We start from the raw sequence: 12403 nt of genomic DNA on the forward strand, positions 1-12403 counted from the left end.
GCCCCACCACGCCTCACCCGAACACAGCTGAGAACACGGCCGCCGCACCGCGGCCGAACGGGGGAACCACAAAGATGTCCGCCCAGCAGAACGAGCTCGTCGAGGCCCTGCGCACCTCACTGAAGGAGGCCGAGCGGCTTCGCCAGCAGAACCGCCGGCTACTCGCCCAGGCCAGCGAACCGATCGCCATCGTCGGCATGAGCTGCCGCTACGCCGGCGGGGTCGGCTCGCCCGAGGACCTGTGGCGCCTGGTCGCCGACGGCCGGGACGGCATCGTCGGCCTGCCCACCGACCGCGGCTGGGACCTGGAACGCCTCTACGACGCCGACCCGGAGCGGTCCGGCACCGTCTACGCCCGCGGCGGCGGCTTCGTCGACCGCGTCGGCGACTTCGACGCCGGGTTCTTCGGCATCAGCCCCCGCGAGGCCCTGGCCATCGACCCCATCCAGCGCCTCCTGCTGGAGGCCTCCTGGGAGGCCCTTGAGGACGCGGGCCTCGACCCGGCGGCGCTCCGCGGCAGCGACACCGGTGTCTTCGCGGGCGCCGTCATGTCCGACTACGGCAGCACCGATCAGCCCGAGCTGGAGGGCTTCCGGCTGGCCGGCACCGCTTCCAGCGTGGTGTCCGGCCGCGTCGCCTACACCTTCGGCTTCGAGGGCCCCGCCGTCACCGTCGACACCGCTTGCTCCTCCTCCCTCGTCGCCATGCACATGGCCGCCCAGGCCCTGCGCTCGGGTGAGTGCTCGCTGGCCCTGGTCGGTGGCGTGACCGTGCTGGCCGGCCCCTTCCTCCTCCAGGAGTTCAGCCGCCAGCGGGGCTTGGCCGAGGACGGCCGCTGCAAGCCGTACGCGGCCGGCGCCGACGGCACCGGCTTCTCCGACGGCGTCGGCCTGGTCGTCCTGGAACGGCTCTCCGAAGCCCGCCGCAACGGCCACCGGGTACTCGCCGTCATCAAGGGCAGCGCCATCAACCAGGACGGTGCGAGCAACGGCCTGACCGCCCCGAACGGTCCGTCGCAGGAGCGGGTGATCCGTGCCGCACTGGCCAATGCCGGTCTGTCGCCCGCGGATGTGGACGCGGTGGAGGGGCATGGCACGGGTACCCGGCTGGGTGATCCGATCGAGGCGCAGGCGCTGTTGGCGACGTACGGCCAGGAGCGGGTGAACGGCCCGCTGCGGCTGGGGTCGATCAAGTCCAACATCGGTCACACCTCGGCTGCGGCCGGTGTGGCGGGTGTGATCAAGATGGTGAAGGCGATGCAGCACGGTGTGCTGCCGCAGACGCTGAACGTGGATGCGCCCTCGCCGCACATCGACTGGTCGGCCGGTGAGGTCGAGCTGCTGACCCGGGCGGTGCAGTGGCCCGCCGCGGACGGCCGCCCGCGCCGGGCGGGCGTGTCCTCCTTCGGCATCAGCGGGACCAACGCCCACCTGATCCTGGAGGAGGCCCCGGCCGCCGAAACCCCCGAGGCCCCGGCGACGACCCCCGCCACGGGCCCGGTGCCCGTGGTCCTCTCCGGCAAGAGCCCGGAGGCGCTGGTCGCGCAGGCCGAGCGGCTGCGGGCGCACCTTGCCGAGCGGCCCGAGCTGGCTGTGCTGGACGTGGCGTACTCGGCGGTGGTGTCGCGGGCGCAGTTCGAGCGGCGGGCGGCGGTGGTGGCCGCGGACCGCGACGGGCTGCTGGCGGCCCTGGAGGGGCTGATCGCCGAGCGGACCGCGGGCCGGGGGCCGGTGGTGGGCAAGACCGCCTTCCTGTTCACGGGGCAGGGTGCGCAGCGGCCTGGGATGGGTGCCGAACTGGCGGCCTCCTACCCGGTGTTCGCGGAGTCTCTGGATGCGGTCTGTGCTGTGCTCGACGGGCTGTTGGGCCGGTCGTTGAAGGAGTTGTTGTTCGCGGCGGAGGGTTCCGCGGAAGCCGCGCTGTTGGACCGTACGGAGTTCACGCAGGCTGCGTTGTTCGCGGTCGAGGTGGCGCTGTACCGGCTGGTGGAGTCGCTGGGTGTGACGGCTGATGTGCTGATCGGGCACTCGGTCGGCGAGCTGGCCAGTGCCCATGCGGCGGGTGTGTTGTCCCTTGAGGACGCGTGCCGGTTGGTGGCGGCCCGGGGGCGGCTGATGGGTGCACTGCCCGTCGGCGGTGGGATGGTCGCGGTGCAGGCGACCGAGGACGAGGTCCTGGCGTCCCTGGCCGGGTTCGAGGGCCGGCTGTCGGTGGCCGCGGTCAACGGACCGACCTCGTTGGTGGTCTCCGGTGAACTGGCCGCGATCGATGAGTGGTTGCCGTTCTGGCAGGAGCAGGGGCGGAAGACGACCCGGCTGCGGGTCAGTCATGCCTTCCACTCGCCGTTGATGGAGCCGATGCTGGCGGAGTTCCGGGCGGTCGCGGAGGGTCTGACCTTCCACGAGCCCCGGATTCCGGTCGTCTCGAACGTGACCGGCGGCCTGGTGACCCGGGAGCTGACGGACCCCGCGTACTGGGTCTCGCACGTCCGGGAGGCGGTCCGGTTCGCGGACGGTGTGCGGACGCTGGCCGGCGAGGGTGTGACCCGGTTCGTGGAGCTGGGTCCGGACGCGGTGCTGACCGCGCTGGCCCAGCAGACCGTGGACACCGAGGACGCCGTCTTCGTGCCGGTCCTGCGGGCCCGTACGCCGGAGCCGGAGGCCTTCGCCGCCTTCCTGGGGCAGGCGCACGTCGCGGGTATCGCCGTCGACTGGACCGCGTTCTACGCCGGTACCGGTGCCCGCTGCGTCGAGCTGCCCACGTACGCCTTCCAGCGGGAGCGGTACTGGCTCGCGCCGGGCTCCGGTACGGGAGACCCGGCCGCCGCCGGGCTCGGCAGGGTGGGCCACCCCGTCCTCGCGGCCGAGGTGCGGATCGGGGACCGGGACGAGTGGCTGTTCACCGGCCGGCTGTCCACCGAGTCCCACCCCTGGACCGCCGAGCACGTCCTGCTCGGCACCATGGTGGTGCCCGGTACCTCCCACATCGAGCTGGCCCTGGAAGCAGGCCGCCGGACGGGCGCGCCCGTGGTCGAGGAGCTGGTGCTGGAGGCCCCGCTGATCCTGGTCGAGGGCCGCCCGGTGCAGGTGCAGGTCACCGTCGGCGAGCCCGACGACGACGGTCGCCGCTCCCTCGCGATCTACTCCCGCCCGGAGGGCGGCGCCGAGCCGGCCCCCGAGGCGGTCTGCCACGCCCGGGGCACCCTCGCCGCCGAGCCGGCCGGGGGCACCGGACCCGCCGCGCACTGGGCCGCGCACTGGCCCCCGGCCGACGCGGAGCCGGTGTCCGTCGAGGAGGCGTACGCCCGCCTCACCGAGATCGGCTACGACTACGGCCCGGTCTTCCAGGGCCTGCGCGCCCTGTGGCGCGACGGATCCGACGTCTACGCGGAGGTCGAGCTGCCCGACGGCGCCGCCACCGCCGGCTTCGGGCTGCACCCTGCCCTCTTCGACGCCGCGCTGCAGAGCGGCGCCGCGGTGCTGCTCCTCGACGGCGCGGACGGCGAGCGGAAGATGCCGTTCAGCTGGTCCGGCGCACGGCTCGGCAGCCGCGGCGCCACCCGGCTGCGGGTACGGGCCTCCGCCGGCGGTGAGTCCGCGCTGCGTCTCGACGCGGTGGACGAAACGGGCGCCGCGGTCGTCTCCGTCAGCTCCATCGCGGTCCGCCCCGTCACCGAACAGCAACTCGCCGGCGCCCAACGGGACGGCCGTGACGCGCTGTTCCGGCTGGACTGGGCCCCGGTCACCCCGGAGCAGGGCCCCGCGCCCCTCACCGTCGAGGTGCTGGGGCATCCGGACGGCCCCATCGACCTGACCGCGCTCACCCGTGCCCTGGACGCCGGCGCGCCGGCCCCCGACGCGGTGGTCGCCCTGATCGAGGCCCCGGCCGGCCCCGTCGCCGAAGCGGCCCACGCCCTCACCCTGCACACGCTCACGCTCCTCCAGCAGTGGCTGGCCGCAGACCTCCCGGCGCAGACCCGGCTCGTGCTCGCGACCCGGGGGGCCGTGGCCGTCGGCGACGAGGCCCCGGACCTGGCCGTCGCGCCCGTGTGGGGTCTGGTGCGCAGCGCCCAGTCCGAGCACCCGGGGCGCTTCGTCCTCGCCGACCTGGGCACCGGCTCCGCCGAGCCCGACTGGAACGCCCTCCTCTCGGGCGACGAGCCGCAGCTCGCGGTACGTGAGGGGCGTCTGCTGGCGCCCCGACTGGTCCGGGCGGAGGGTACGCAGGAGCGCCCGGCCCGTCTGGAGGGCACGGTCCTGATCACCGGCGGCACCGGTGGCCTCGGAGCCCTGGTCGCCCGCCATCTGGTGGAGTCCGGACAGGCCGGCAGCCTGCTGCTGGTCAGCCGCAGCGGCATCGCTGCCGAGGGTGCGCCCGAGCTGGTCGCGGACCTGGAGACGGCCGGCGCCGAGGTGCGGGTGGTCGCGTGTGACGTGGCCGACCGGACCCAACTGAGCCACCTGGTGGCGACGTTGGACGGCCCGCTGTCGGCGGTCGTGCATGCGGCCGGCGTCCTCGACGACGGTGTGATCGACTCGCTCACCGCCGAGCAGGTGGAGCGGGTGTTGCGGCCGAAGCTGGATGCGGCGATGCACCTGCACGAACTGACCGCGGATACGGAGCTCGCCGCGTTCGTGCTCTTCTCCTCGGTGTCCGCACTGATCGGTGGCCCGGGTCAGGGCAACTACGCTGCGGCGAACGCCTTCCTGGACGCCCTGGCCGCCTCGCGCCGGGCCGCCGGACTGCCCGCGACCTCCCTGGCCTGGGGCCTGTGGGGGAACGCGACCGGGATGACCGCCGCCCTGGACGAGACGGAGCTGGCCCGGCTGGCCCGGCAGGGCGTCGGAGCCCTCCCGACCGAGTTGGGTCTGGGGTTGTTCGATCGTGCGGTGGGTTCGGGTGTGGCGTTGGTGGCGCCGGTGCTCCTGGATCTGGGTGTGTTGCGGGAGCAGGCGCGTGCTGGTGTGTTGCCGGCGTTGTTCCGTGGTCTGGTGCGGGTGCCGGTTCGTCGCTCTGGTGCGGGTGGTTCGCTGGCGCGGCAGCTTGCGGCCGTTGCGGTGGGTGAGCGTGAGTCGGTGGTGTTGGAGTTGGTGCGGTCGCAGGTGGCGGCGGTGCTGGGGCATGCGTCGGCGGCTGCGGTGGATGCGGATCGTGCGTTCAAGGAGTTGGGTTTCGACTCGTTGGGTGCGGTGGAGCTGCGGAACCGGCTGACGCAGGCCTCGGGGGTGCGGCTGCCCTCGACCCTGGTCTTCGACCACCCGTCTGCCTCCGCCGTGGCGCGGTTCCTGCTGGCTGAAGTGGGCGGCGTGGAGGCCGCCGCCGCTCCGGTGCGTACCCGGCGCACGAGCGCTCGTACCGATGAGCCGTTGGCGATCGTCGGCATGGCCTGCCGCTACCCCGGGGGAGTCAACTCGCCTGACGAGCTCTGGCAGTTGGTCGCCGAAGGCCGGGATGCGATCTCGGGTCTGCCTGCCGACCGCGGCTGGGACCTGGAGCGGCTGTACCACCCCGACCCCGACCACGCCGGGACGGTGACCACACGGGGCGGCGGATTCCTCGCCGGCGCGGGCGACTTCGACGCCGGCTTCTTCGGGATCAGCCCCCGCGAGGCCCTGGCCACCGACCCCCAGCAGCGACTGCTGCTGGAGGCGGCCTGGGAGGCGCTGGAGGACGCGGGCATGGACCCGACCTCGCTGCACGGCACCGACACCGGTGTGTTCACCGGCGTGGTGACCTCCGACTACGGCTCCTCGACGCCCCCGGAGCTGGAGGGCTTCCGCCTCACCGGCGGCACCACGAGCGTGGTCTCCGGCCGCATCGCCTACAGCCTGGGGCTGGAGGGCCCGGCCGTCTCCGTGGACACGGCGTGCTCCTCCTCGCTGGTCGCCCTGCACCTGGCCTCGCAGGCCCTGCGCTCGGGTGAGTGCTCGCTGGCCCTGGTCGGCGGTGTGACCGTGCTGGCCGGCCCCTTCCTCCTTCAGGAGTTCAGCCGCCAGCGGGGTCTGGCGGAGGACGGTCGCTGCAAGTCGTACGCGGCGGCCGCGGACGGCACCGGATTCTCCGACGGTCTCGGGCTGTTGGTGGTGGAGCGGTTGTCGGACGCGCAGCGCAACGGTCACCGGGTCCTGGGTGTGATCCGTGGAAGCGCGGTGAACCAGGACGGTGCCAGCAACGGCCTCACCTCGCCCAACGGTCCGTCGCAGGAGCGGGTGATCCGTGCCGCTCTGGCCAACGCCGGTCTCGTGCCCGCGGATGTGGACGCGGTGGAGGGCCATGGCACGGGTACCCGGCTGGGTGACCCGATCGAGGCCCAGGCGCTCCTGGCGACGTACGGCCAGGAGCGGGTGAACGGCCCGCTGCTGCTGGGCTCGATCAAGTCCAACATCGGCCACACCTCCGCCGCCGCGGGCGTGGCGGGCATCATCAAGATGGTCAAGGCGATGCAGCACGGCGTGCTGCCCCAGACGCTGAACGTGGACGAGCCGTCCCCCTACATCGACTGGTCGGCCGGCGAGGTGGAGCTGCTGACCCAGGCGGTCGACTGGCCCGCCACGGACGGCCGCCCGCGCCGGGCCGGCGTCTCCTCCTTCGGGGTGAGCGGCACCAACGCACACGTGATCGTCGAGGCGGCTCCGGAGCAGCCGGCCACCGACGAGGGGGCGGCCCACCGCCGCCCGACGGCGCTCCCGGTCCTCCTCTCGGCCAAGACGCCCGGAGCCCTCACCGCGCAGGCCGAGCGGCTGCGGGCCCACCTGGCCTCCCGCCCCGAGCTGGACGTTCTGGACGTGGCGTACTCGGCGGTGGCCTCGCGGGCACAGTTCGACCGGCGGGCGGCCGTGGTGGCGGCGGACCGCGACGGTCTGCTGGCGGCCCTGGAAGGGCTGATCGCCGAGCCGGCTGCGGGCCGGGGGCCGGTGGCCGGCAAGACGGCCTTCCTGTTCACGGGGCAGGGCGCGCAGCGGCCCGGTATGGGCGCCGAACTGGCCGCCGCCTACCTGGTGTTCGGTGACGCGCTGGATGCGGCGTGCGCGCACCTGGACGGGCCGCTCGGCCGGTCGCTGAAGGAGTTGTTGTTCGCGGCGGAGGGTTCGGCCGAGGCCGGGCTGTTGGACCGTACGGAGTTCACACAGGCTGCGTTGTTCGCGGTCGAGGTGGCGCTGTTCCGGCTGCTGGAGTCGCTGGGCATCACGGCGGACGTGCTGATCGGGCACTCGGTGGGCGAGCTGGCCAGTGCCCATGTGGCGGGTGTGCTCTCGCTCGAGGACGCGTGTGCGCTGGTGGCCGCGCGGGGCCGCCTGATGGGCGCCCTGCCCGCGGGTGGCGGAATGGTCGCCGTCCAGGCGACGGAGTCCGAGGTCGTCGATTCCCTCACCGGCTTCGAGGGCCGGCTGTCGGTGGCGGCGGTCAACGGGCCGACCTCGCTGGTGGTCTCCGGTGAACTGGCTGCGATCGATGAGTGGTTGCCGCTCTGGCAGGAGCAGGGTCGCAAGACGACCCGCCTGCGGGTCAGCCATGCCTTCCACTCGCCGCTCATGGAGCCGATGCTGGCGGAGTTCCGGGCGGTCGCGGAGGGCCTGACCTTCCACGAGCCCCGGATCCCGGTCGTCTCGAACCTGACCGGCGGGCTCGTGTCGCAGGAGCTGACGGACCCCGCGTACTGGGTCTCGCACGTCCGGGAGGCGGTCCGGTTCGCCGACGGCATCCGGACCCTCGCCGGCGAGGGCGTGACCCGGTTCCTGGAGTTGGGCCCGGACGCGGTGCTGACCGCGCTGGCGCAGCAGACCGTGGACACCGACGACGCCGTCTTCGTGCCGGTCCTGCGGGCCCGTACCTCCGAGGTGGAGGCCTTCGCGGGCTTCCTCGGCCAGATCCACACGGCCGGTGCCCCGGTCGACTGGACCGCGTTCTACGAGGGCACCGGTGCGCGTCGCGTCGAGCTGCCCACGTACGCCTTCCAGCGCGAGCGGTACTGGCTGACCCCGGTCGCCGGCTCCGGGGACCCGGCCGCGGCCGGCCTCGGTCCGGTCGACCACCCCGTCCTGGTCGCCGGCGTGCGGGTCGGCGACCAGGACGAGTGGCTGTTCACCGGCCGGCTCTCCCAGGAGTCCGCCCCCTGGACGCAGGACCACGGGGTCCTCGGCCTGATCGTCGTCCCGGGCACCGCGCTGGTCGAGCTGGCCGGTGCGGCCGGCCGCGAGGTCGGCAGCCCGCTGCTGGACGAGCTGGTCCTGGAGGCGCCGCTGATCCTGGACGAGGACACGGCCGTCCGGATCCAGGTGACCGTCGGCGCTCCCGACGAGGAGGGCCGCCGCCCGGTCGCGGTCTACTCCGGCCCCGACCACGGCCGGCGGGAGGCGACCTGCCACGCCCGCGGCACGCTCGCCGCGGCGGCCGAGGCGCCCGCGGGGGCGCGCTGGGTGCCCGCGGCCTGGCCGCCCGTGGACGCCGAGCCGATCGCCGCAGACGTGCTGTACGCGCGGCTCGCCGAGATCGGCTTCGACTACGGCCCCGTATTCCAGGGCCTCCAGGCCGCCTGGCGGGACGGTGACGAGGTCTTCGCCGAGGTGGCCCTGCCCGAGGACGAGGCCGCCACGGCCAAGGGCTTCGGCATCCACCCGGCGCTCTTCGACGCCTCGCTCCACGGCGGCCTCGACTGGCTCGACCTGGGCGACGGCTCGGCGCGGCTGCCGTTCTCCTGGTCCGGCGTGAGCTTCGGCGCGGGCGGGCTGGCCCGGGTCCGGGTCCGGATCGGCTCCGCCGGAGACTCCGCGCTCCGGGTCGACGTCCTCACCGAACAGGGCGAACCCGTCGTCAGCGTCGCCAAGTTGGCCTTCCGTACGGTCGACCGTACGCAGCTCGCCGACACGCGGGGGGAGCGGGGCGACGCCCTGTTCCGCCTCGGCTGGAGCGAGATCACGGCCGGCGGGTCAACCGCCGTGGCGCCGCGCATCGCCCTCCTCGACGACACGGTGTTGGCGGCGCTCGCCGACGGCGCCGCACTGCCGGACGCCGCGGTCGCCGTGATCGAGACGCCGGAAGGGGACGGGGCCGCCCCGGCGCACACCGTCACCCTGCACACGCTGCGACTGCTCCAGCGGTGGCTGGCGGAGGACCGGCTGTCCGGTGTGCCGCTGGCCGTCGTGACGAGGAACGCGGTCGCCGTCGGGGACGGGGCCCCCGATCTGGTCCAGGCTCCGGTCTGGGGCCTGGTACGGAGTGCCCAGACCGAGAACCCGGGCCGGTTCCTCCTCGTGGACCTCGACGGCGAGGCGGATGCCGAGGGCGGCGCCCTGCCCGACTGGGGGCAGGTGCTCGCGGCCGACGAACCGCAGCTCGCGGTCCGTGGCGGGCGGCTGTACGCGCCGCGGCTGCTGAAGGCGGCCGGTTCGGCCGCCGCCGACGTACCCGCGATGGGCCGGGACGGCATCGTCCTGATCACGGGTGGTACCGGTGGTCTGGGTGCCGAGTTCGCGGGTCATTTCGTCCGGGAACACGGGGCGCGAGACATGCTGCTGGTGAGTCGTCGGGGCCCGGCGGCGGAGGGTGCGGGGGAGCTGGTCGCGGGGCTGGAGGCGCTGGGCGCCCGGGTCCGGGTGGCCGCGTGCGATGTCTCGGACCGCGATCAACTCGGAGCGCTGATCGGCTCGTTGGACCGTCCGCTGTCGGCGGTCGTGCATGCGGCCGGTGTGCTCGACGACGGTGTGGTCGCCTCGCTCACCGCCGAGCAGGTGGAGCGGGTGTTGCGGCCGAAGCTGGACGCCGCACTGCACCTGCACGAGCTGACCGCGGGCATGGACCTGTCGGCGTTCGTGCTCTTCTCCTCCGTCTCGGCGTTGATCGGCGGCCCGGGTCAGGGCAACTACGCTGCGGCGAACGCCTTCCTGGACGCCCTGGCGGCGACCCGGCGGGCCGCGGGTCTGCCCGCGACCTCCCTCGCCTGGGGCCTGTGGGCCAACACGGCAGGCATGTCGGGCACGTTGGACGAGGCGGAGATCGCCCGCCTGGAACGGATGGGCACCTCCGCGCTTCCCACCGAGTTGGGTCTGGGGTTGTTCGATCGTGCGGTGGGTTCGGGTGTGGCGTTGGTGGCGCCGGTGCTCCTGGATCTGGGTGTGTTGCGGGAGCAGGCGCGTGCTGGTGTGTTGCCGGCGTTGTTCCGTGGTCTGGTGCGGGTGCCGGTTCGTCGCTCTGGTGCGGGTGGTTCGCTGGCGCGTCAGCTTGCGGCCGTTGCGGTGGGTGAGCGTGAGTCGGTGGTGCTGGAGTTGGTGCGGTCGCAGGTGGCGGCGGTGCTGGGGCATGCGTCGGCGGCTGCGGTGGATGCGGATCGTGCGTTCAAGGAGTTGGGTTTCGACTCGTTGGGTGCGGTGGAGCTGCGGAACCGGCTGACGCAGGCCTCGGGGGTGCGGCTGCCCTCGACCCTGGTCTTCGACCACCCGTCGGCCTCTGCCGTGGCGCGGTTCCTGCTGGCTGAAGTGGGCGGCGTGGAGGCTGCTGCGGCTCCCGTCCGGGCCCGGCGCACGAGCGCTCGTACCGATGAGCCGTTGGCGATCGTCGGCATGGCCTGCCGCTACCCCGGCGGGGTCAAGTCCCCCGAGGACCTGTGGCAGTTGGTGGCGGAAGGCCGGGACGGCATCTCGGGCCTGCCGACCGACCGGGGCTGGGACCTGGAGCGGCTGTACCACCCGGACCCGGATCACCTCGGCACCGTGTACGCCCGGGGCGGCGGCTTCCTGCAGGGCGCCACGGACTTCGACGCCGGCTTCTTCGGCATCAGCCCGCGCGAGGCGCTGGCCATGGACCCGCAGCAGCGGCTGCTGCTGGAGGCCTCGTGGGAGGCGCTGGAGGACGCCGGGTTCGACCCGGCCGAGCTGCGCGGCAGTGACACGGGCGTCTTCTGCGGTGTCGGCCCGTCCGACTACGCGGCCACCCCGGCCGGCGCCCTTCCCGAGCTGGAGGGCTTCCGCCTCACCGGCGGGACGACCAGCGTGGTCTCCGGCCGGGTGGCCTACACCCTCGGGCTGGAGGGTCCGGCGGTGTCCGTGGACACAGCCTGCTCCTCCTCCCTCGTCGCGATGCACCTGGCCTCGCAGGCCCTGCGCTCCGGCGAGTGCTCCCTCGCCCTCGTCGGCGGCGTCACCGTCATGGCCGGCCCCACCCTCCTGGTGGAGTTCAGCCGGCAGCGCGGTCTGGCGGAGGACGGCCGGTGCAAGTCGTACGCGGCCGCCGCGGACGGCACCGGCTTCTCCGACGGCCTGGGACTCGTCGTCCTGGAGCGCCTTTCGGACGCCCGGCGCAACGGCCACCGGATCCTCGGCCTGGTCCGCGGCAGCGCGGTCAACCAGGACGGCGCGAGCAACGGTCTGACGGCTCCGAACGGCCCCTCGCAGGAGCGGGTCATCCGCCAGGCGCTGGCGAACGCCGGACTGAGCCCCGCGGACGTCGACGCCGTCGACGGCCATGGCACGGGCACCCGGCTGGGTGACCCGATCGAGGCCCAGGCCCTCCTGGCGACCTACGGCCAGGAGCGGGAGCACGGCCCGCTGCGGCTCGGTTCGGTCAAGTCCAACATCGGTCACACCTCGGCCGCCGCAGGTGTGGCGGGTGTGATCAAGATGGTCAAGGCCATGCAGCACGGCGTGCTGCCGCAGACGTTGAACGTGGACGCGCCCTCGCCGCACATCGACTGGTCGGCCGGCGAGGTCGAGCTGCTGACCGAGGCCGTGGCCTGGCCCGCCTCGACCGGACGGACCCGTCGCGCGGGTGTGTCGTCCTTCGGTGTGAGCGGGACCAACGCCCACCTGATCCTGGAGGAGGCCCCGGAGACGGAGGCACCGGCGCCCGCGACGGCGACCGGTCCGGTGCCGGTGGTGCTCTCGGCCAAGACCCCGGAGGCGCTGGCGGAGCAGGCGGCCCGACTGCGGACGCACCTCGCCGAGCGGCCTGAGCTGGACGTCCTCGACGTGGCGTACTCGGCGGTGGCCTCACGGGCCCAGTTCGACCGGCGGGCCGCCGTGGTGGCGGCGGACCGCGCGGGGCTGTTGACGGCCCTGGACGGTCTGATCGCCGGACCGGCCCCGAGCCGGGCGCCGGTGACCGGGAAGACCGGTTTCCTCTTCACCGGGCAGGGCGCGCAGCGTCCTGCCATGGGTGCCGAACTTGCAGCCACATACCCGGTGTTCCGCGACGCCCTCGATGCGGTGTGCGCGCACCTGGACGGCCCGCTCGGCCGGTCGCTGAAGGAGCTGCTGTTCGCGGCGGAGGGTTCGGCCGAGGCCGCGCTGCTGGACCGTACGGAGTACACCCAGGCCGCGTTGTTCGCGGTCGAGGTGGCGCTGTTCCGGCTGGTCGAGTCGCTGGGGATCACCGCCGATGTGCTGATCGGGCACTCGGTGGGTGAGCTGGC

General features: G+C 73.8%; 1 protein-coding gene. It reads left to right on the forward strand.

All coding sequences use genetic code 11. The annotated features are described in order from the left end of the window. Window positions 1-74 precede the first annotated feature (74 nt). A partial coding sequence (locus AB0O40_RS17595; protein ID WP_365041776.1) for an SDR family NAD(P)-dependent oxidoreductase occupies window positions 75-12403 on the forward strand: 12329 nt, incomplete at its 3' end.

It is taken from the genome of Streptomyces sp. NPDC089919 (assembly GCF_040684615.1).
GTDB lineage: Bacteria > Actinomycetota > Actinomycetes > Streptomycetales > Streptomycetaceae > Streptomyces.